Consider the following 22,321-nt stretch of genomic DNA (forward strand, 5'->3'; position numbering starts at 1 on the left):
GCGCGCCCGGCCGGTCGGCGTTCGATGGCGGCCATGCGTGTCCGCCAGCTCCCCGCCGCAGCCGCCGCGCTGCTGCTCGCCGCCGTCCTCGGCGGCTGCTCCGACGGTCCGGCCCCCGCCCGACCCCCCGCCCCCGAGCCCGTCCCCGAGGTCACCGCCTCCACCGGGGACGTCCGGCCCGTCGACCGGACCGCCGTCCGGGACGGCGGCACGCTGCACTGGGCGGTGGACCGGGTCCCCGCCACGCTCAACGTCTACCAGCCCGCCGCGACCGCCGACTCGGCGCTGCTCGCGCACGCCCTCTACCCGTCGCTGTTCCGGCCCGACGAGCACGGGCGGCTCGTCCCCGACCCGGACTACCTGGCCGGCGCCGAGTCCACCCCGCCCGGTCAGCAGCCGCAGGTCGTCACGTACCGGCTCAACCCGCACGCCGTCTGGAGTGACGGCACCCCGCTGTCCGCCGCCGACCTCATCGCCCAGCGGGCCGCGCTCTGCGGCCTCGACCCGGCGTACCGGGGCGAGCACCCGGGCGGGTACGACGCCATCGACTCGATCGCCCAGGGCGCCGACCCGCGCGAGGTCCGGGTCACCTTCCGGCGGCCGTACGCCGAGTGGCGCTCCCTGTTCGGGCCGCTCTACCCGGCGGCCGAGACGTCCACCGCCGCGGCGTTCAACCAGGCGCTCGCGGGCGGCGGCCACGTCACCGCCGGGCCGTACGCGGTGTCCCAGTACGACGCCGAGGGCGGGCGGGTGACGGTGGCGCGCAACCCGCTCTGGTGGGGCGACCTGCCGAAGGCCGACCGGATCGACTTCGTCGCGGCGGCGCCCGAGCGGCGGCTCGACGCGCTGGACCAGGAGGAGCTGGACATCGCCCCGCTCACGGCCGCGGTGGACCGGGCGGTGCCGCCCGCACCGTCCGTGAGCCCCGAGGCTACGGCCTCGCCGCCCGCCGCCGCTCCCGAGGCGGCGGCGCTCGCCCTGCGGCGGGCCGAGTCGCTGCCGGGCGTCACCGTGCACCGGGCCGCCGCGGCCTCGCTCACCCAGCTCACTCTCAACGCCGCCCGGGGGCCGCTCACCGACCCCGCGCTCCGGCTCGCCCTCGGTCGGGCCGTCGACCGGCGACGCGTCGCCGACGCGGCCCTCACCCCGCTCGGCATCGCCCCGGCCACGCTGGGCAGCCACCTCCTCGCGGGGGACCAGGACGGCTACCGCGACAACAGCGCGGCCGCCGGCCCCGCCGACGCCGCCCAGCTGCTCGACGAGGCCGGGTGGAAGCGGCCGGACGGCGGCGGCACGCGGACCAAGGACGGCAAGGCGCTCGCCTTCGACCTGCTGATCCCGGCCGGCTCCGCGACCGCGAAGCGCACCGCGGACGCGCTCACCGCGGGCCTCGCCGAGCAGGGCGTCGCGCTGCGCACGGTGACCGCGCCCGCCGACACCTTCGTCAAGGAGCACCTCGCGGCCGGGGACTACGACCTCGCCCTGTTCTCCTGGCCGGCCGGCCCCAGCCCGGCGAGCCAGCAGCGCCCCGCGTACGCCAAGCCCCGGCCGGACCTCGCCGGCGTCCTCGACCCCGGCACCAACTACGCCCGCAGCGGCACCGAGGAGATCGACCGCCTCTTCGACCGGGCGGCCGGCGAACTCGACCCGGCCACCCGCCTGGGCCTGCTCCAGGACGCGGACACCCGGATCTGGCAGCTCGGCCACTCGGTGCCGCTCTACCAGCGGCCGGAGCTGGTCGGCGTCCGCTCGGGCGTGGTCGGTGCCGGGGTGTGGGGCTTCGGCTGGCCACGCTTCCAGGACGTGGGGTGGTCCCGGGCCTCGTAGCGGGGCCGCGTCGCCCGCGGGCGACGCGGCGGCGAAGGCGGGTTCGCCCGGGCGGAAGACGGGGTCCTTCCCGCCCGTTCAGGACCACCGCCGGCGCCGCCACCGCCGCCGGCCGGCGTGACCCGGCTGTGATCTTGGTCCCGCCCGATGGGCTCGTTTCCGCCCTGGTGCGCCCTTCCCCGTACCATAGGAGAAAGCCGAGGCATGTCCAGATGCCCGGCGGGTGGACCGGTAGTAGCAGGCGAACGGGTGGCGGCGACCGACAGGGGTCGCAAGTGCGCGTATCGCGGCCGGGCGCCGTAACCCACGATTCCGGGAGAATCCGCTAGGCATGCCCACGCGCAACGACATCCGTAACGTCGCCATCGTCGCCCACGTCGACCACGGCAAGACCACTCTGGTCGACGCCATGCTGAAGCAGGCCGGCGCCTTCGCCGCCCACCAGCAGCTCGACGACCGCATGATGGACTCGAACGACCTGGAGCGCGAGAAGGGCATCACCATTCTCGCGAAGAACACGGCGGTCAAGTACCACCCCAAGGACGGCGGTGCGCCGATCACCATCAACATCATCGACACCCCGGGCCACGCCGACTTCGGCGGCGAGGTCGAACGCGGTCTGTCGATGGTGGACGCGGTCGTGCTCCTCGTGGACGCCTCCGAGGGCCCGCTGCCGCAGACCCGCTTCGTGCTCCGCAAGGCGCTCTCGGCCCGTCTGCCCGTCATCCTCTGCATCAACAAGACGGACCGCCCGGATTCCCGGATCGACGAGGTCATCAACGAGACCTACGACCTCTTCCTGGACCTGGACGCCGACGAGGACCAGATCGAGTTCCCGATCGTCTACGCCTGCGCCCGTGACGGCGTCGCCTCGCTGACCAAGCCGGAGAACGGCACCGTCCCGGCCGACAGCACCAGCCTGGAGCCGTTCTTCTCCACCCTGCTGGAGCACGTCCCGGCCCCGAGCTACGAGGAGGACGCGCCGCTCCAGGCCCACGTCACCAACCTGGACGCCGACAACTTCCTCGGCCGCATCGCGCTGCTGCGCGTCGAGCAGGGCGAGCTGCGCAAGGGCCAGACCGTGGCCTGGATCAAGCGCGACGGCTCGATCCAGAACGTCCGCATCTCCGAGCTGCTGATGACCGAGGCGCTCACCCGCAAGCCGGCCGAGGTGGCGGGCCCCGGTGACATCTGCGCCGTCGCCGGCATCTCCGACATCATGATCGGCGAGACCCTGGCCGACCCGGAGAATCCGGTCGCGCTGCCGCTGATCACGGTGGACGAGCCGGCCATCTCGATGACCATCGGCACCAACACCTCGCCGCTGGTCGGCCGTGGCGGCAGCGGCAAGGGCGCGGACGCCAAGTCCGGCGCCAAGGTGGACCGCAAGGTCACCGCCCGGCAGGTGAAGGACCGCCTGGACCGCGAGCTGATCGGTAACGTCTCGCTGCGCGTCCTGGACACCGAGCGCCCGGACGCCTGGGAGGTGCAGGGCCGCGGTGAGCTGGCGCTGGCCATCCTGATCGAGACCATGCGCCGTGAGGGCTTCGAGCTGACCGTCGGCAAGCCGCAGGTGGTCACCAAGGAGGTCAACGGCAAGACCCACGAGCCGGTCGAGCGCCTCACCGTGGACGTCCCCGAGGAGCACATGGGTGCCGTCACCCAGCTCATGGGCGTCCGCAAGGGCCGGATGGACAACATGTCCAACCACGGCTCGGGCTGGGTCCGCATGGAGTTCGTCGTGCCGTCCCGCGGCCTGATCGGCTTCCGCACCGAGTTCCTCACCAACACCCGCGGCACCGGCATCGCCCACTCGATCCACGAGGGCCACGAGCCGTGGTTCGGCACGCTGACCACCCGCAACAACGGCTCGCTGGTCGCCGACCGGGCCGGCGTGGTCACCGCCTTCGCGATGACCAACCTGCAGGAGCGCGGCGTGCTCTTCTGCGAGCCGGGCACCGAGGTGTACGAGGGCATGATCGTCGGCGAGAACTCGCGCTCCGACGACATGGACGTGAACATCACCAAGGAGAAGAAGCTCACCAACATGCGGTCCTCGACCGCCGACGTGGCCGAGTCGATCGTCCCGCCGCGCAAGCTCTCGCTGGAGCAGTCGCTGGAGTTCTGCCGCGAGGACGAGTGCATCGAGGTGACCCCGGAGACGGTTCGCATCCGTAAGGTCGTCCTCGACCAGAAGGACCGCGGCCGCACCGCCTCGCGCGCCAAGAAGGCGTGACCCGGACGGATTGATCGGCCTTTGGCCGGAAAGCTTCGCCCCCCTTTCCAAATGGAGAGGGGGGCGAACTTTTTCAATCACCCCAAGTTGTCGACGCGCGTATAAACGGAATAACGCCTATCACACTGGGGTGTCCGCTGAGCGGACGCGCCAGTCCGTCATTCATGACGGCTGTCCGTTTGGTACCTGTCTGACTATGTCTCATATGTCCGGTTTTCGAAACTTACCGACCGTTCATGTGACCTAATTGAGATCGGCACTGGTCACTTTCGTGTCCGTGCGTGACGGATAGTGGAGCCAGTCAGGCTCGGGTCAAGGGTTAACGCGCAGGGGTGCGCGCCGAAACCACGAGCGCGGACGGCACGGCGGATCCGGTGTCAACCATCCGCGGTGCTCTCCTCGTTGGAAAGTCGATTTCAGGAGGCATCCCCCATGCGTGGTGCAACCCAGACCAAGTGGCTCGTCGCGGCGACCGCGATCGCCCTGGCGGCGACCGCTTGCAGCACCAGCTCGAAGAGCAGTGACTCGGCCTCGAAGGACGGCGGCAGCATCGCCGTCCAGCTCGGTGAGCCCCAGCACGGTCTGGTTCCGCAGAACACCGCGGAGTCCGAGGGCACCCAGGTGGTGTACGCGCTTTTCACCGGCCTGGTCGACTACGACATCAAGACCAACGCGCCGAAGCTCGCCATGGCCGAGTCGATCGACTCCACGGACAGCACGACCTGGACGATCAAGCTCAAGGACGGCTACACCTTCCACAACGGCGAGAAGGTCACCGCCAAGTCCTTCGTGGACGCCTGGAACTGGGGCGCCAACCAGGACAACGCCGCCGAGGGCCTGCCCTTCTACGACAAGATCCTCGGCTCCGACGAGCTGGCTCCGGGCAAGGGCAAGACCCCCACCGCCAAGGAGCTCAAGGGCCTGAAGGTCGTCGACGACAAGACCTTCACCGTCACCCTGAAGGCGCCGTTCTCCCAGTTCAAGACGATGCTGGGCTACAACCCGTTCTACCCGCTGCCGACGGCGTTCTTCAACGACCCGAAGGCCTTCGGTGAGCACCCCATCGGCAACGGTCCCTTCCAGATGGACGGCGACTGGGACCACAACAAGCAGATCAAGATCAAGCGTTACGACAACTACGGTGGCACCAAGGCCCACCTGCAGAACGTGACCTTCAAGATCTACGACAACCTGGACACCGCGTACAACGACCTGCGCGCCGACAACATCCAGGCCACCAACAAGCTCCCGATCTCCGCGATGTCCACCGTCGCCAGCGAGTTCGGCGACCGCTACATCAACAAGCCGGAGTCGGGCATCGGCTACATCGGCTTCCCGATCGCCTACAACCCGGCCTACCAGAAGCCGGAGATCCGCAAGGCGATCTCGATGGCGATCGACCGTGACGCGATCACCAAGACGATCTTCGCCGGCACCCGCGTCCCGGCCTCGGACTTCGTCAGCCCGCTGATCAACGGCTACCGCAAGGACGCCTGCGGCGACGCCTGCAAGTACGACCCGGCCAAGGCCAAGGACCTCTTCACCCAGGCCGGCGGTCTGCCGAACAACACCCTGGAGCTCGGCTACAACGCCGACGGCGGCCACAAGGAGTGGATCGAGGCCGTCGGCAACCAGCTGAAGAAGAACCTCGGCGTCGAGGTCACCTTCAAGCCGTTCGAGAAGTTCGGCAAGATCCTGGACGCGCTGCAGGCCAAGCAGTACCAGGGCGCCTTCCGCATGGCCTGGTCGATGGACTACCCGTCGATCGAGGACTACCTGCGCCCGATCTTCTCGAAGGTCGCCATCGACAGCGGCTCGAACTACGGCGGTTACGTCAACGACCAGTTCGAGAGCCTGCTGACCCAGGCCGACGCCGCGAAGACCGAGGACGAGGGCATCAAGCTCTACCAGCAGGCCGACGACATCCTGATCAAGGACATGCCGTACATCCCGGTCTACACGTACCAGTCCTCCGCTGCGTACACCAAGAAGATCAAGAACTTCAACACGGATGCGCAGATGCGCTACAACCTGGCCGAAGTTGAGATGGCCGGCTGATCCGGTAGTCAGACGATCGGGGGCGGGTGGACCGGACCACAGTCCGGCTCCGCCCGCCTCCCTTCCTTGTCCGAAAGTATGGAGGTCTGATGGGCCGCTATGTGATCCGCCGGTTGATACAGGCGATCCCTGTTCTCATCGGTGCGACGTTCCTGATCTACGCGATCGTCTTCTTCCTGCCCGGTGACCCGGTGCAGGCGCTGGCGGGCGAGAAGCGCGCCGACCCGATCGTGGCGGAGATGATCCGTCAGAAGTACCACCTGAACGAGCCGTTCTTCGTTCAGTACTGGGACTACATCTCGGGTGTCTTCCGCGGCGACCTGGGCGAGAGCCTGCAAGGTCGCAAGGTGGCCGACATGCTCGGCGAGGCGTTCCCCTACACCGTCAACCTCGCCGTGGTGGCCTTCGTCATCGAGGCGGTCGTCGGTGTGGCGGCGGGTGTCATGGCGGCCCTTCGCAAGGGCAAGTTCCTCGACCAGCTCGTGCTCCTCAGCACCCTGCTGGTCATCTCGGTCCCGGTCTTCGTCACCGGCTTCATCCTCCAGCTGGTGCTCGGCGTCCAGCTGAAGAACTCGTACGGCATCGACTTCTTCGCGGTCTCGTTCAACGAAGAGGACGGGCTCCGCGCCTACCTGCTGCCGGCTCTCGTCCTCGCGTCGCTCTCGCTCGCGTACGTCGCCCGACTGACCCGCACCAGCCTGATGGAGACCATGCGCGCGGACTACGTCCGCACCGCGGTCGCCAAGGGCCTGAAGCGCCGTCGGGTGATCGGCCGCCACGCCCTGCGCAACGCCCTGATCCCGATCGTCACCTTCCTCGGTGCCGACCTCGGTGGCCTGATGGGCGGTGCGGTGATCACCGAGAAGATCTTCAACATGCACGGCATCGGTGGCCTCATCGCCCAGGCCGTGTACCAGAAGCAGGGCACGGTCATCGTCGGCATCGTCACGCTGCTGGTGCTGATCTACCTCCTGACCACCCTGCTCGTGGACATGCTGTACGCCGTGCTCGACCCGAGGATTCGCTATGAGTGACACCATCACCAAGGACGCCTCGGCGCCGGCCGGGGGCAACGACCCGAAGGCCGCGCCGGCGAAGGCCGCGAAGCCGGAGCGCGTCGCCAGCCTGTGGTCGGACGCGGCCCGCGACCTGCGCCGCAACCCGCTGTTCATCATCGGCGGTGTGCTGGTGCTGGCGCTGATCGTCATCTCGATCGTGCCGGGGTGGTTCACCGACGGCAGCCCGTTCGACAACGGTGCGTGCGACCTGTCGCACTCGCTGGAGCGCCCGAGCGCCGACCACTGGTTCGGTTACGACGTCCAGGGCTGCGACAACTACACCCGCACCATCTGGGGCGCCCGCAACTCGATCATCGTCGGCATCCTGACCACCACCCTGGTCACCGTGGTCGGCTCCCTCCTCGGTCTGTGGGCCGGCTGGAAGGGTGGGGTCATCGACTCGATCCTGTCGCGCGTGACCGAGATCTTCTTCTCGATCCCGACCCTGCTCGGCGGCATGCTGATCATGTCGATGCTGCCGTTCGCCGGTAACGCCTACAGCGTCTCGCTGGTGATGGCCGTGCTCGGCTGGCCGCAGATCTTCCGCATCATGCGTGCGTCGGTGCTCTCCAACAAGAACAACGACTACGTGATGGCCGCCCGCGCCCTGGGCGCCGGTTCCGGCCGGATCACCTTCCGGCACATCCTGCCGAACGCCATCGCACCGGTCATCGTCGTCGCCGCGATCAGCCTGGGCGTCTTCATCGGTGCCGAGGCCGCGCTGTCCTACCTGGGCATCGGCGTCCAGCCGCCGCAGATCTCCTGGGGCCTGATGATCAGCGACGCCCAGGTCCGCTTCCTGGCGGCCCCGCACGTGCTGCTCTTCCCCGCCGCGGTCCTGAGCGTCACCGTGCTGGCCTTCATCATGCTCGGCGACGCGGTGCGCGACGCCCTCGACCCGAAGCTCCGCTGAGAGAAGAGGTGACGACCCGATGACCACCGTGATCGAGAACCAGAACCAGAAGAGCGGCCGGCTCGAAGTTGGCACCCCGCTGCTGGAGGTCAAGGACCTCCACGTGGAGTTCCACACCCGGGACGGCGTCGCGAAGGCCGTGAACGGCGTCAACTACTCCGTGGCCGCCGGCGAGACCCTGGCGGTGCTCGGCGAGTCCGGCTCCGGCAAGTCGGTGACCGCCCAGACCATCATGGGCATCCTCGACATGCCGCCCGGCAAGATCAGCCAGGGCCAGATCCTCTTCCGTGGCCAGGACATGCTGGCCATGAAGGAGGAGGAGCGCCGGCTGATCCGCGGCCAGAAGATCGCGATGATCTTCCAGGACGCGCTGTCCTCGCTGAACCCCGTCATGACCGTCGGCGCCCAGCTGGGCGAGATGTTCCGGGTGCACCGCGGCGCCTCCAAGAAGGAGGCCCGGGAGAAGGCCATCGAGCTGATGGAGCGGGTCCGCATCCCCGCCGCCAGGCAGCGCGTGGGCGACTACCCGCACCAGTTCTCCGGCGGCATGCGCCAGCGCATCATGATCGCGATGGCGCTCTCCATGGAGCCCGACCTGATCATCGCCGACGAGCCCACCACCGCCCTGGACGTGACCGTCCAGGCCCAGGTGATGGACCTGCTCGCCGAGCTGCAGGCCGAGTACAACATGGGCCTGATCCTGATCACCCACGACCTCGGCGTGGTCGCCGACGTCGCGGACAAGATCGCCGTCATGTACGCCGGCCGGATCGTCGAGACGGCCCCGGTGCGCGACCTGTACGCCAACCCGGCGCACCCGTACACCAAGGGCCTCCTGCGCTCCATCCCGCGCCTGGACCAGAAGGGCCAGGAGCTGTACGCGATCAAGGGTCTGCCCCCGAACCTGCTGAAGGTCCCGGCCGGCTGCGCGTTCAACCCCCGCTGTGACGTCGCCACCGACCTGTGCCGCACGGAGATCCCGGCGCTGCACCAGGTGACCGACAAGGACGGCAAGGAGCTCACCGGCCGCCGCAGCGCGTGCCACCTCTGGAAGGAGACCCTCCATGGCTGAGCCCATCCTGGAGGTCAAGGACCTGGTCAAGCACTACCCGCTGACCCAGGGCATCCTCTTCAAGAAGCAGGTCGGCGCGGTCAAGGCGGTCGACGGCATCTCCTTCGACCTGATGAAGGGCGAGACGCTCGGCATCGTCGGCGAGTCCGGCTGTGGCAAGTCCACGCTGGCCAAGGTGCTGATGAACCTGGAGCGGGCCACCTCCGGCCAGGTGCTGTTCAAGGGCGAGGACATCTCCAAGCTGACCGGCCAGGCCCTCAAGGCCGTGCGCCGGAACATCCAGATGGTGTTCCAGGACCCGTACACCTCGCTGAACCCGCGCATGACGGTCGGCGACATCATCGGCGAGCCGTTCGAGATCCACCCCGAGGTGGCCCCGAAGGGCGACCGCCGCAAGGCCGTCCAGGACCTCCTGGACGTCGTCGGCCTGAACCCGGAGTACATCAACCGGTACCCGCACCAGTTCTCCGGCGGCCAGCGCCAGCGCATCGGCATCGCCCGCGGCCTCGCGCTCAAGCCCGAGATCATCATCTGCGACGAGCCGGTCTCCGCCCTGGACGTGTCCGTCCAGGCGCAGGTGATCAACCTGCTGGAGCAGCTGCAGGGCGAGTTCGGCCTGTCGTACATGTTCATCGCCCACGACCTCTCCATCGTCCGGCACATCTCCGACCGCGTCGGCGTGATGTACCTCGGCAAGATGGTCGAGATCGGCACGGACGAGGAGATCTACGACAACGCCACCCACCCGTACACCCAGGCGCTGCTCTCCGCGGTGCCGGTGCCGGACCCGACCGCGCGCGAGAGCCGCGACCGGATCATCCTGACCGGCGACATCCCCTCGCCGGCCAACCCGCCGTCCGGCTGCCGCTTCCGCACCCGCTGCTGGAAGGCGGAGGACCGCTGCTCCGAGGAGCTCCCGCTGCTCGCGGTGCCCTCGCTGCTGAAGGGCCCGGCCGCGCACGAGTCGGCCTGCCACTTCGCCGAGGTGCGGGAGACGGAGACGGCCGCGGCCTGATCGCCGGCACCCGTGACGCACCCGGAAGGGCCCGTGGCTTCCCCGCCACGGGCCCTTCCGGCGTTCCGTCAACTCCACGCGCGGTCACCGCACCCGTCCGGGGGTACTCGGCTCGCGCCGTCGTCGGAGCGCGCTTCTCATGGGGTGTGATGCGACACACACCTTGAGGAGGGACCTCCATGCCCGTAGCCGCCCGTGCTCGTTGGGTCCTCGCCGCTGCGACGTCCGTGGTCCTGGTGGCCACCGGGTGCAGCAGCGGCGGAGGCGGCACCAGCTCGTCCGACACCAGCAAGACCTTCAGCTACCAGAGCAGCGAGCCGCAGAACCCGCTGCAGCCCGCCAACGCGAACGAGGTCGGCGGCGGGCGCATCCTGCAGAACCTCTTCAAGGGGCTGGTCGACTACGACCCGACCACGGCCAAGATCCGGTTGCAGGTCGCGGACAAGATCGACACCAGTGACTCGCAGACCTTCACCATCACGCTGAAGGACGGGTGGAAGTTCCACGACGGCACCCCGGTGCACGCCAAGAACTTCGTCGACGCCTGGAACTGGGGCGCGGCCACCACCAACAACCAGATCAACAGCTCCTGGTTCTCCGACATCGAGGGCTACAAGGACGTCCACCCGGCCGCCGGCCAGCCGACCACCGACAAGATGTCCGGCCTGACCGTCACCGACGACCTGCACTTCACCGTCAAGCTGAGCAACAAGGTCTCGTACTTCGAGTACAAGCTCGGCTACATCGCCTTCGCGCCGCTGCCGGACGCCTTCTTCAAGGACCCGGCCGGGTACGGGCAGAAGCCGGTGGGCAACGGGCCCTACCAGTTCGTCAGCTGGTCGCACAACCAGGAAGTGGTCACCAAGACCTTCCCGGACTACCAGGGCGTGGACAAGCCGAAGAACGGCGGCATCGTCTTCAAGATGTACAACACGTCCGAGGCCGCCTACGCCGACCTCCAGTCCAACAACCTGGACGTGATGGACCAGGTGCCGCCGTCCGCGCTGGCCACCTACAAGAGCGACCTCGGCGACCGGGCGATCGACGCCCCGCAGGGCGCCATCCAGAACATCGGCTTCACGCTCTACCAGGCCGACTGGGCCTCGCCGGACAAGGCCAAGGTCCGCCAGGGCCTGTCGATGGCGATCGACCGCGACACCATCACCAAGACGGTGCTCCAGGGCTCCCGCAAGGCCGCCAGCGCGTGGGTGGCCGAGGGCGTCGAGGGCTACAAGGACGGCGCCTGCGGCGACTCCTGCAAGTTCGACCCGGCCAAGGCCAAGGCGCTGATCACCGAGGGCGGCGGCGTCCCCGGCAACAAGCTCTCCATCACCTACAACGCGGACGGCGGCCACAAGGAGTGGGTCGACGCGGTCTGCAACTCGATCCGGCAGAGCACCGGTGTCGACTGCACCGGCGACCCGAAGCCCGACTTCAAGACGGCCCGCGCGGCGATCACCAAGCACCAGCTCAACGGCGCCTTCCGCACCGGCTGGGTGCAGGACTACCCGCTGAACGCCAACTTCCTGTCGGACGTCTACCGCACCGGCGCCGCGTCCAACGACTTCGGCTACAGCAGCGCGAAGTTCGACCAGCTCGCCAAGCAGGCCGACGAGGCCTCCAGCGTCGCGGACACGGTCTCCGGCTACCAGAAGGCCGAGGCGGTGCTGCCGGGCGACATGCCGGCCATCCCGCTCTGGTACTACCGCACCAACTCGGGCTTCTCGACCAAGGTGCAGAACGTGAAGTTCGACTCCTTCGGCAACCCGGCCTGGACCCAGGTCGAGGTCAAGGGCTGATCCCCTCTCCCGCCGGCCCCGCCCTCCCCGCACGGAGGGCGGGGCCCGGCCAGCTAGGAAGGAGGCCCGGATGGGCAGTTACGTGCTGCGGCGGGTGCTGCAGATGATCCCGGTGTTCTTCGGCACCACGCTGCTGATCTTCCTGATGGTCTACACGCTGCCGGGGGACCCGGTGGCGGCGCTGTTCGGCGAGAAGGCCGCCGACCCGGCCGTGGTGGCCAGCATCAAGCACAAGTACTACCTCGACCAGCCGGTCTGGAAGCAGTACCTGCACTACATGGGGAACCTCTTCCAGGGGGACTTCGGGACCAGCTTCACCGGCCGCCCGGTCACCGACATCATGGCGGGCGCCTTCCCCGTCACCATCCGGCTCGCGCTGCTGGCCTTCGTGTTCGAGATGATCCTGGGCCTGTGCCTCGGGCTCGTCTCCGGCCTCAAGCGCGGCAGTCCGCAGGACACCCTGGTGCTGATCCTCACCCTGCTGGTGATCTCGATCCCGGTCTTCGTCCTCGCGTACATCGCGCAGACGGTGTTCGCCACCAACCTGGGCTGGGTCACGCCGACGGTGCAGGACAGCTACGACCTCTCCCAGCTGCTCCTGCCGGCGATGGTGCTCGGCTCGCTCTCGCTCGCGTACGTCGCCCGGCTCACCCGCACCTCCATCGGCGAGAACCTGCGGGCCGACTACATGCGCACGGCGGTCGCCAAGGGCCTGCCCCGGCGGACCGTCATCTCCCGCCACCTGCTGCGCAACTCGCTGATCCCGGTGGTCACGTTCCTCGGCACCGACCTGGGCGCCCTGATGGGCGGCGCGATCGTCACCGAGGGCATCTTCAACGTGCAGGGCATCGGCAACGTCCTGTACCGGGCGATCAACCAGAAGGAGGGGCCGACGGTGGTCGGCATCGTGACCGTCCTGGTGATCGTCTACCTGGTCGCCAGCCTCCTCGTCGACCTGCTCTACGCGGTCCTGGACCCGAGGATCCGCTATGCCTGACATCCACGACGAGGACTCGTACGAGCCGCACCCCAAGCCCGGGGTCTCGCGCCTCGACTACGCGGGCGGGCAGGGCATGGCCGTCGAGCAGGAGACCCTGGTCGAGAGCGACGTGGTCAAGCGGGAGGCGGCCCGCAGCCTCTGGGGCGACGCCTGGCGGGACCTGCGGCGGCGGCCGATCTTCCTGGTCTCGGCGGTGCTGATCCTGCTGCTGGTGATCATGGCGATCTTCCCGTGGGCGTTCACCGACGCCGACCCGCGCAAGGCCGACCTGGTGCACGACTACCTGCGCCGGCCGGACTGGTCGGACGTCTTCGGGGCCGGCTGGTTCGGCTACGACGGGCAGGGCCGCTCGATCTACGCCCGCGTGGTGTACGGCGCCCGCGCCTCGATCACCGTCGGCATCTGCGTCACCGCGACGGTCACCGTGCTCGGCGGGCTGGCCGGCATGATCGCCGGGTACTTCGGCGGCGGCGTGGACGCGGTGATCTCCCGGATCGTCGACATCTTCTTCGGCATCCCGCTGCTGCTCGGCTCGCTGGTGCTGCTGAACGCCTTCTCCACCCGCACGGTGTGGAGCGTGGTCATCGCCCTGGGCTTCCTCGGCTGGACCCAGATCGCCCGCGTCATGCGCGGTGCCGTGCTGACCGTCAAACAGGCCGACTACGTGGTGGCCGGACGGGCGCTCGGGGCCGGGACCGGGCGGCTGATGTTCCGGCACATCCTGCCGAACGCGATCGCCCCGGTGATCGTCGTCGCGACCATCGCGCTCGGCGGCTACATCGCGACCGAGGCGACGCTGAGCTTCCTCGGCATCGGTCTGCAGGACCCGACCATCTCCTGGGGCATCGACATCTCCTCCGCCCAGAAGGTGATCCGGACGGCGCCGTACGTGCTGTTCTTCCCGGCCGCGGCGCTCTCCGTCACCGTGCTGGCCTTCATCATGCTGGGCGACGCGGTGCGCGACGCCCTCGACCCGAAGCTTCGCTGAGCGAGGGGAGCGCATCGTGACTACAGCTGTGGACACCACCAAACCGGGGCGGGAGGCGCCGTACGAGGGACCGCTGCTCGACGTGCGGGACCTGCACGTCGAGTTCGTCACGCGGGACGGCGTGGCCCGGGCGGTCAACGGGGTCAACTACAGCGTCCGGGCGGGGGAGACGCTGGCGGTGCTCGGCGAGTCCGGATCGGGCAAGTCGGTGACGGCGCAGGCGATCATGGGAATCCTGGACATGCCGCCGGCCCGCATCCCGCGCGGGGAGATCCGCTTCCGCGGCCAGGACATGCTCAAGATGGGCCGGGAGGAGCGGCGGCGGATCCGCGGCCGGAAGATCGCGATGATCTTCCAGGACGCGCTGTCCTCGCTCAACCCGGTGCTCAGCGTGGGCTTCCAGCTCGGCGAGATGTTCCGCGCGCACCACGGGACGTCCCGCAAGGAGGCCGGGGACAAGGCCGTCGAGCTGATGGACCGGGTGCGCATCCCGGCGGCGAAGCAGCGCGTGAACGACTATCCGCACCAGTTCTCCGGCGGCATGCGCCAGCGCATCATGATCGCGATGGCGCTGGCGCTCGAACCGGACCTGATCATCGCGGACGAGCCCACCACCGCGCTGGACGTGACCGTCCAGGCCCAGGTGATGGACCTGCTGGCCGAGCTGCAGGCCGAGTTCCGGATGGGCCTGATCCTGATCACCCACGACCTCGGCGTCGTCGCGGACGTCGCGGACAAGATCGCGGTGATGTACGCGGGACGGATCGTCGAGACGGCGCCCGTGCACGAGCTGTACGCAAGGCCCGCGCACCCCTACACCCGGGGTCTGCTGGACTCGATCCCGCGCCTGGACCAGAAGGGCCAGGAGCTCTACGCGATCAAGGGGTTGCCGCCCAACCTGCTGCGGATCCCCAAGGGGTGCGCCTTCAACCCGCGCTGCCCGCGGGCGCAGGACATCTGCCGGGCCGAGGTGCCGGAGCTGTTCCCCGTGACCGAGGACGACGACACGCCGCTGGCCGGGCGGGGCAGTGCCTGCTTCTTCTGGAAGGAGACGCTCCATGACCGGTAACGGGGCGAGTGCGCTGGGGGCGACCACGCCGGAGGAGCTCGCGTTCAACCAGGACGTGGCGCGCGGCGAGCCGATCCTCGAAGTCCGCGACCTGATCAAGCACTTCCCGCTGACCAAGGGGGTCCTGTTCAAGAAGCAGGTCGGTGCGGTGAAGGCGGTCGACGGGGTCGGCTTCGACCTGATGCAGGGCGAGACGCTGGGCATCGTCGGCGAGTCCGGGTGTGGCAAGTCCACGCTGGCCAAGGTGCTGATGAACCTGGAGCCGGCCACCAGGGGATCCGTCCGGTACAAGGGCCAGGACATCACCCGGTTGTCGGGGGCGGCGCTGAAGGCCGTGCGCCGGAACATCCAGATGGTGTTCCAGGACCCGTACACCTCGCTGAACCCGCGGATGACCGTCGGCGACATCATCGGCGAGCCGTACGAGATCCATCCCGAGGTGGCGCCGAAGGGGGACCGCCGCAAGGCCGTTCAGGATCTCCTGGACGTCGTCGGGCTCAACCCCGAGTACATCAACCGGTATCCGCACCAGTTCTCCGGCGGGCAGCGTCAACGCATCGGCATCGCACGGGGGCTGGCGCTCAAGCCGGAGATCATCATCTGCGACGAGCCGGTGTCGGCGCTCGACGTGTCGGTGCAGGCGCAGGTGATCAACCTGCTGGAGAAGCTCCAGGGCGAGTTCAACCTCTCGTACATGTTCATCGCCCATGACCTCTCGATCGTCCGGCACATCTCCGACCGCGTCGGGGTCATGTACCTCGGCAAGATGGTCGAGATCGGCTCCGACACGGAGATCTACGACCACGCCACCCACCCGTACACTCAGGCACTGCTCTCCGCGGTGCCGGTGCCCGACCCGACCGCGCGGGAGTCGCGGGACCGGATCGTGCTGACCGGGGACGTGCCGTCGCCGGCCAACCCGCCGTCGGGCTGCCGCTTCCGCACCCGCTGCTGGAAGGCGCAGGAGCGATGCGTGGTGGAGGTCCCGCTGCTCGCGGCGCCGACGTGGCTGGACGGGCCGGCCCGGCACGAGTCGGCGTGTCACTTCGCGGCGGAGCGCGAGATCGGGCAGAGCGCGGCGGAGCGCGAGATCGGGTAGAGCGCGAGAGCGGCCGGGGCCGCCGCGGTCGGGTAACAATTCGGTCGACGTCGCGGCAGGCGGCGCGAACCAAGGGCGCGTCCTCGATTCGAGGGCGCGCCCTCGGCTGTGCTGCGCAAACGCCGGGAAAAGATCAATTACCCCTCGTAAACGCGCGAATACCGGAGATCATTGTCCGCCTTCCGGGGTTTGAAACGGGTGGCCGCCGGATGCGATATGCGGGAATTTGGCGAGCATTGTCCGGACCGACTCGGGCGCGTAATTGAAAAGATATGTGACGTGGATTCCGAAAGGGGGGTCGGTTGATCGATAGTTGCCTTGCGCGTATCAGTGGTCACCTCGCCAACTGCGCGGATCGGCCCTGAGATGTCGACCTCCGCCATGCCCGGCACACCGAGTGGCGGGGCGCCGTTCGTTCGTAAGCCCCTAAAACGAGGAGCAGTTGAATGAGGCCCACCAAGACGATGCGCCTGACCGCGATGGCGGCCTGCGCGGCACTCGCGGTCTCCGCGTGCAGCACGGGCGGCAGCGACAAGAAGTCCCCGGAGGGGGCGAGCGCGAACGGCAGGACCGGCGGTTCGATCAGCGTCGAGCTCGGTGAGCCGCAGAACGGCCTGGTCCCGCAGAACACCGCCGAGTCCGAGGGCTCCCAGGTCGAGTACGCGCTCTTCGTCGGGCTCGTCGACTACGATCCCAAGACCAGCACGCCCCGGCTGAACATGGCCGAGTCGATCGACTCCCCGGACTCCACCGTCTGGACGATCAAGCTCAAGGACGGCTACACCTTCCACAACGGCGAGAAGGTCACCGCGCAGTCCTTCGTCGACGCCTGGAACTGGGGCGCGAACCAGAGCAACGCCGCGCAGGGCCTGCCGTTCTACGACAAGATCCTCGGCTCCGACGAACTCGCCCCCGGCAAGGACAAGCAGCCCACCGCCACGGCGCTCAAGGGCCTCAAGGTCGTCGACGACAAGACCTTCACCGTCACCCTCAAGGCGCCGTTCTCGCAGTTCAAGACCATGCTCGGGTACAACGCCTTCTACCCGCTCCCGAAGGTGTTCTTCAACGACCCGAAGGCCTTCGGCGATAACCCGATCGGCAACGGCCCCTTCCAGATGGACGGCCCGTGGCAGCACAACCAGCAGATCAAGGTCAAGCGCTACGACAAGTTCCCGGGCAAAAAGGCCAAGCTCGATTCGGTCACCTTCAAGATTTACGACAAGCTGGAAACCGCGTACAACGACCTCCGCGCGGACAACATCCAGATCACCAACAAGCTGCCGATCTCGGCGATGGCGACGGTCGCCCAGGAGTTCGGTGACCGCTACGTCTACCAGCCGGAATCCGGGGTCGGGTACATCGGATTCCCGATCTCGACCAACCCGGCGTTCGCCAAGCCCGACCTGCGCAAGGCGATCTCGATGGCGATCGACCGCGAGGCCATCACCAAGACCATCTTCTCCGGCACCCGCAAGCCGGCCGACGACTTCGTCAACCCGATCATCCCGGGCTACCGGCAGGGCGCCTGCGGCGACGCCTGCAAGTACGACCCGGCGAAGGCGAAGGCGCTCTTCACCCAGGCCGGCGGCCTGCCCGGCAACAAGCTGGAGATCGGCTACAACGCGGACGGCGGCCACAAGGAGTGGATCGAGGCCGTCGGCAACCAGCTGAAGAACAACCTCGGCCTCGACGTCACCTTCAAGCCGTTCGAGAAGTTCGGCAAGATCCTCGACGCGCTGCAGGCCAAGCAGTACTCGGGCGCCTTCCGCATGGCCTGGGAGATGGACTACCCGTCCATCGAGGACTACCTCCGCCCGATCTTCTCGAAGATCGCCATCGACAACGGCTCCAACTACGGCGGCTACGTCAACGAGGACTTCGAGGCGCTGCTCGCCAAGGCCGACCAGGCGAAGACCGAGGACGAGGGCCTGAAGCTGTACCAGCAGGCCGACGACATCCTGCTCAAGGACCTGCCCTACATCCCCGTCTACACGTACATGAGCTCGGGCGCCTACACCAAGAGCGTCAAGAACGTGATCATCGACGCCCAGAGCCGGATCGACCTGGCCGACGTCGAGCTCGCCTGACCCGAGTCCCCTTGACCGGTACGTCCCGGAGGGCGGCGCGGGAAACCCCCGTGCCGCCCCGTCGGCGACGTGCCCCAACCACGAGGAGGCCGTCGCATGGGCCGCTATGTGGTCCGTCGGGTCATCCAGGCCATACCTGTGATCCTCGGCGCGACGTTCCTGATCTACGCACTGGTCTTCCTGCTGCCCGGTGACCCCATCCAGGCACTGGCCGGTGAGAAACGCGCGGACCCCACGGTCGTCGCGATGCTGCACGACCGGTACCACCTGGACGATCCGTTCTTCCTCCAGTACTGGCACTACCTGGTCGGCCTGTTCCAGGGCGACTTCGGCGAGGACTACCGCGGCCACGCGGTCGTGGACGTGATGACACGGGCGTTCCCGTACACCATCAACCTGTCGGTGACCGCGCTGGTCATCGAGATGGCGGTGGGCGTGGTCGCCGGCGTGGTCGCCGCCCTGCGGCGCGGCCGCTTCATCGACAACCTGGTGCTGATCTCGACCCTGATGGTCATCTCGATCCCGACCTTCGTGATCGGCTTCGTGCTCCAGCTGGTCCTCGGGGTGAAGCTCCACAACGACTACGGCATCGACTTCTTCCCGGTCTCGTTCAACGAGGACGACGGCTTCCGCGCCTACATCCTGCCGGCGTTCGTGCTCGCGTCCACCTCGCTCGCCTACATCGCCCGGCTCACCCGGACCAGCCTGACCGAGGTGATGCGGGCCGACTACGTCCGCACGGCGGTGGCCAAGGGCCTGAGCCCGCTGCGCGTCGTGGTGCGGCACGGGCTGCGGAACGCGCTGATCCCGATCGTCACCTTCCTCGGCATGGACCTGGGCTCGCTGATGGGCGGCGCGGTGATCACCGAGGGCATCTTCAACATCCCGGGGATCGGCCACCAGCTGTTCCAGTCCGTGTACCTGCGCGAACGCACCATCGTGGTGGGCGTCGTGAGCGCCCTCGTGATGGTGTACCTCTTCACCAACCTGGTGGTCGACCTGCTCTACGCCGTTCTTGACCCGAGGATCCGTTATGAGTGAGCCGACGAACACGCTGGACACCACGGCCGCGGTGAACGGGGCGGCCACGGCCAAGGGCGACAAGGAGCGGGTGGCCAGCCTCTGGACGGACGCCTGGTACGACCTGCGGCGCAATCCGCTCTTCGTCATCGGCGGGCTGCTGGTGCTCCTCATGGTGGCCATGGCCGTCGCCCCGCAGCTGTTCACCGGCAAGGACCCGAACTCGCCCGGGTTCTGCGAGCTCTCGTCCTCGTTGCAACGCCCCTCCGCGGACCACTGGTTCGGCTTCGACGTCCAGGGCTGCGACGTCTACACCCGGACGATCTGGGGCGCCCGCAACTCGATCATCGTCGGCATCCTGACCACCTCGCTGGTGGTCCTGGTCGGCGGCACGCTCGGCCTGCTGGCCGGCTGGCTGGCCGGCGTCTGGGACAGCCTGCTCTCGCGCGTGACCGAGATATTCTTCGCCATCCCCCTGCTGCTCGGCGGCATGCTCATCATGTCGACCTGGCAGAAGGGCAACGCCTGGACGGTCTCGGCGGTGATGGCGGTGCTCGGCTGGCCGCAGATCTACCGGCTGATGCGCTCGGCGGTGATCTCCAACAAGCACAACGACTACGTGGTCGCCGCCCGCGCGCTCGGGGCCGGCACCGGGCGGATCGTCACCCGGCACATCCTGCCGAACGCGGTGGCGCCGGTGATCGTGGTCTCCACCATCAACCTCGGCGTGTACATCGGCGCCGAGGCCGCGCTGTCCTACCTGGGCATCGGCATCCAGTCCCCGGCGATCTCCTGGGGTCTGATGATCAGCGATGCCCAGTCCCGCTTCCTGAACGCCCCGCACGTGCTGCTCTTCCCGGCCGCCGTGCTGAGCATCACCGTGCTGGCGTTCATCATGCTCGGCGACGCGGTGCGCGACGCCCTCGACCCCAAGCTGCGCTGAGGAGGGCCGCGGATCATGACTGACACGACGAAGCCGTCCGGCACGAGGAACAGCCGGGCGCACGTGGGCGCGATCGAGGTGACCGGCCCGCGCCGGGAGAACCTGGTGCCCGGCACGCCACTGCTCGAAGTCGACGACCTGCACGTCGAGTTCGTCACCCGGGACGGCATCGCCAAGGCTGTCAACGGCGTGAGCTACTCGGTGTCGGCCGGGGAGACGCTGGCGGTGCTCGGCGAGTCCGGGTCGGGCAAGTCGGTGACGGCGCAGGCGATCATGGGCATCCTGGACATGCCGCCCGGGCGGATCACCGCCGGCAAGGTGCTGTTCCGGGGCCAGGACCTGCTGACGATGAGCTCCAAGGCGCGGCGCGCGGTGCGCGGCCGGAAGATCGCGATGATCTTCCAGGACGCGCTGTCCTCGCTCAACCCGGTGCTCAGCGTCGGCTACCAGCTCGGCGAGATGTTCCGGGTGCACCAGGGTGCTTCGCGCAAGGAGGCGAAAGACCGGGCGATCGAGCTGATGGAGCGGGTGCGCATCCCGGCGGCGAAGCAGCGGGTGAACGACTTCCCGCACCAGTTCTCCGGCGGCATGCGCCAGCGCATCATGATCGCGATGGCGCTCTCGATGGAGCCCGACCTGATCATCGCGGACGAGCCCACCACCGCCCTGGACGTGACCGTCCAGGCCCAGGTGATGGACCTGCTCGCCGAGTTGCAGTCCGAGTTCCACATGGGGCTCATCCTGATCACCCACGACCTCGGCGTGGTGGCCGACGTCGCGGACAAGATCGCGGTGATGTACGCGGGACGGATCGTCGAGACGGCGCCCGTCCACGAGCTGTACGCGCGCCCGGCCCACCCGTACACCCGGGGCCTGCTCAACTCGATCCCCCGGCTGGACCAGAAGGGGCAGAACCTGTACGCCATCCAGGGCCTGCCGCCGAGCCTCCTGCGCATCCCGACGGGCTGCGCGTTCAACCCGCGCTGCGACCGCGCGCAGGACCGCTGCCGGTCCGAACTGCCGCCGCTCGCACCGGTGCTGGACGAGGAGGGCAGGGACCTGCCGGGCCGGCACAGCGCCTGCCACTTCTGGAAGGAGACCCTCCGTGGCTGAGCCGATCCTGGAGGTCCGGAACCTGGTCAAGCACTACCCGCTGACGCAGGGCATCCTCTTCAAGCGGCAGGTCGGCGCGGTCAAGGCCGTGGACGGCATCTCCTTCGCCCTGGTGAAGGGGGAGACGCTGGGCATCGTCGGCGAGTCCGGGTGCGGGAAGTCCACGCTGGCCAAGGTGCTGATGAGCCTGGAGCGGGCGACCGCCGGTGAGGTGCGCTACAAGGGCCAGGACATCACCCGGTTGTCGGGGGCGGCGCTGAAGGCCGTGCGCCGGAACATCCAGATGGTGTTCCAGGACCCGTACACCTCGCTGAACCCGCGGATGACGGTCGGCGACATCGTCGGTGAGCCGTTCGAGATCCATCCCGAGGTGGCGCCGAAGGGCGATCGCCGCAAGGCCGTTCAGGATCTCCTGGACGTCGTCGGGCTCAACCCCGAGTACATCAACCGGTATCCGCACCAGTTCTCCGGCGGGCAGCGCCAGCGCATCGGCATCGCACGGGGGCTGGCGCTCAAGCCGGAGATCATCATCTGCGACGAGCCGGTGTCGGCGCTCGACGTGTCGGTGCAGGCGCAGGTGATCAACCTGCTGGAGAAGCTCCAGGGCGAGTTCGGGCTCTCCTACATGTTCATCGCGCACGACCTCTCGATCGTCCGGCACATCTCCGACCGCGTCGGCGTGATGTACCTCGGCAAGATGGTCGAGATCGGCACGGAGGACCAGATCTACTCCTACCCGACCCACCCCTACACCCAGGCCCTGCTGTCGGCCGTGCCGGTGCCCGACCCGACCGGTCGCGAGCAGCGCGAGCGCATCCTGCTCAGCGGCGACCTGCCGTCGCCGGCCAACCCGCCGTCCGGCTGCCGCTTCCGCACCCGCTGCTGGAAGGCGCAGGAGCGCTGCAGCACCGAACCGCCGCTGCTCGCGGTGCCCTCGCTGCTGGAGGGGCCGGCCGCGCACGAGTCGGCCTGCCACTTCGCCGAGGTGCGGGACGTGATCGGGAGCGCGTGAGCCCGTTCGTCC

General features: G+C 68.4%; 17 protein-coding genes. All 17 read left to right on the top strand.

Features of this window, described 5'->3' with window-relative positions:
* The first annotated feature begins 33 nt into the window (after positions 1 to 33).
* The gene (locus ACWCXH_RS02315) at positions 34 to 1,827 is read left to right on the top strand and encodes an ABC transporter family substrate-binding protein (protein WP_449799429.1); all 1,794 of its coding nucleotides are present in this window, start codon (positions 34 to 36) and stop codon (positions 1,825 to 1,827) included.
* A 331-nt stretch (positions 1,828 to 2,158) separates the two neighbouring features.
* A complete protein-coding gene (typA, locus tag ACWCXH_RS02320; RefSeq protein WP_449799430.1) occupies positions 2,159 to 4,063 on the top strand; it encodes a translational GTPase TypA in 1,905 nt (634 codons plus the stop codon).
* Between the two features lie 432 nt (positions 4,064 to 4,495).
* Positions 4,496 to 6,121: a peptide ABC transporter substrate-binding protein gene (locus tag ACWCXH_RS02325; RefSeq protein WP_449799431.1), complete on the top strand. Its 1,626-nt coding sequence runs from the start codon at positions 4,496 to 4,498 to the stop codon at positions 6,119 to 6,121.
* An 89-nt stretch (positions 6,122 to 6,210) separates the two neighbouring features.
* Positions 6,211 to 7,155 carry an ABC transporter permease gene (locus ACWCXH_RS02330; protein WP_449799432.1) on the top strand — a complete coding sequence of 315 codons (945 nt, stop codon included), beginning with the start codon at positions 6,211 to 6,213 and terminating at the stop codon, positions 7,153 to 7,155.
* Positions 7,148 to 8,092, top strand: a complete 945-nt coding sequence (locus ACWCXH_RS02335) for an ABC transporter permease (protein ID WP_449799433.1) — start codon at positions 7,148 to 7,150, stop codon at positions 8,090 to 8,092. Before ACWCXH_RS02330 ends, ACWCXH_RS02335 begins: the two co-directional genes overlap by 8 nt.
* A 19-nt stretch (positions 8,093 to 8,111) precedes the next feature.
* Positions 8,112 to 9,164 carry an ABC transporter ATP-binding protein gene (locus ACWCXH_RS02340; protein ID WP_449799434.1) on the top strand — a complete coding sequence of 351 codons (1,053 nt, stop codon included), beginning with the start codon at positions 8,112 to 8,114 and terminating at the stop codon, positions 9,162 to 9,164.
* Complete coding sequence (locus ACWCXH_RS02345) at positions 9,157 to 10,179, top strand: ABC transporter ATP-binding protein (protein ID WP_449799435.1); 1,023 nt, start codon at positions 9,157 to 9,159, stop codon at positions 10,177 to 10,179. Before ACWCXH_RS02340 ends, ACWCXH_RS02345 begins: the two co-directional genes overlap by 8 nt.
* 179 nt (positions 10,180 to 10,358) lie before the next feature.
* Positions 10,359 to 11,978 (top strand): peptide ABC transporter substrate-binding protein, encoded by a 1,620-nt coding sequence (locus ACWCXH_RS02350; protein ID WP_449799436.1) that lies wholly within the window; start codon positions 10,359 to 10,361, stop codon positions 11,976 to 11,978.
* A gap of 70 nt (positions 11,979 to 12,048) precedes the next feature.
* Complete coding sequence (locus ACWCXH_RS02355; protein WP_449799437.1) at positions 12,049 to 12,975, top strand: ABC transporter permease; 927 nt, start codon at positions 12,049 to 12,051, stop codon at positions 12,973 to 12,975.
* The gene (locus tag ACWCXH_RS02360; protein ID WP_449799438.1) at positions 12,968 to 13,966 is read left to right on the top strand and encodes an ABC transporter permease; all 999 of its coding nucleotides are present in this window, start codon (positions 12,968 to 12,970) and stop codon (positions 13,964 to 13,966) included. Before ACWCXH_RS02355 ends, ACWCXH_RS02360 begins: the two co-directional genes overlap by 8 nt.
* Before the next feature lie 16 nt (positions 13,967 to 13,982).
* Positions 13,983 to 15,035, top strand: a complete 1,053-nt coding sequence (locus ACWCXH_RS02365) for an ABC transporter ATP-binding protein (RefSeq protein ID WP_449799439.1) — start codon at positions 13,983 to 13,985, stop codon at positions 15,033 to 15,035.
* Entirely contained in the window at positions 15,025 to 16,134 is a 1,110-nt protein-coding gene (locus ACWCXH_RS02370; protein ID WP_449799440.1) for an ABC transporter ATP-binding protein, read from the top strand. Before ACWCXH_RS02365 ends, ACWCXH_RS02370 begins: the two co-directional genes overlap by 11 nt.
* A gap of 446 nt (positions 16,135 to 16,580) precedes the next feature.
* Positions 16,581 to 18,221, top strand: coding sequence for a peptide ABC transporter substrate-binding protein (locus ACWCXH_RS02375; RefSeq protein WP_449799441.1), 1,641 nt, complete (start codon positions 16,581 to 16,583; stop codon positions 18,219 to 18,221).
* A gap of 96 nt (positions 18,222 to 18,317) precedes the next feature.
* Complete coding sequence (locus tag ACWCXH_RS02380) at positions 18,318 to 19,262, top strand: ABC transporter permease (RefSeq protein WP_449799442.1); 945 nt, start codon at positions 18,318 to 18,320, stop codon at positions 19,260 to 19,262.
* On the top strand, positions 19,255 to 20,184 hold the full coding sequence (locus ACWCXH_RS02385; RefSeq protein WP_449799443.1) for an ABC transporter permease: 930 nt from the start codon (positions 19,255 to 19,257) through the stop codon (positions 20,182 to 20,184). The genes ACWCXH_RS02380 and ACWCXH_RS02385 overlap by 8 nt, the downstream gene beginning before the upstream one ends.
* Before the next feature lie 15 nt (positions 20,185 to 20,199).
* Positions 20,200 to 21,297 carry an ABC transporter ATP-binding protein gene (locus ACWCXH_RS02390; RefSeq protein ID WP_449799444.1) on the top strand — a complete coding sequence of 366 codons (1,098 nt, stop codon included), beginning with the start codon at positions 20,200 to 20,202 and terminating at the stop codon, positions 21,295 to 21,297.
* The gene (locus tag ACWCXH_RS02395) at positions 21,290 to 22,309 is read left to right on the top strand and encodes an ABC transporter ATP-binding protein (protein ID WP_449799445.1); all 1,020 of its coding nucleotides are present in this window, start codon (positions 21,290 to 21,292) and stop codon (positions 22,307 to 22,309) included. Before ACWCXH_RS02390 ends, ACWCXH_RS02395 begins: the two co-directional genes overlap by 8 nt.
* The last annotated feature ends 12 nt before the right edge of the window (positions 22,310 to 22,321 follow it).

It is taken from the genome of Kitasatospora sp. NPDC001660 (genome assembly GCF_053596725.1).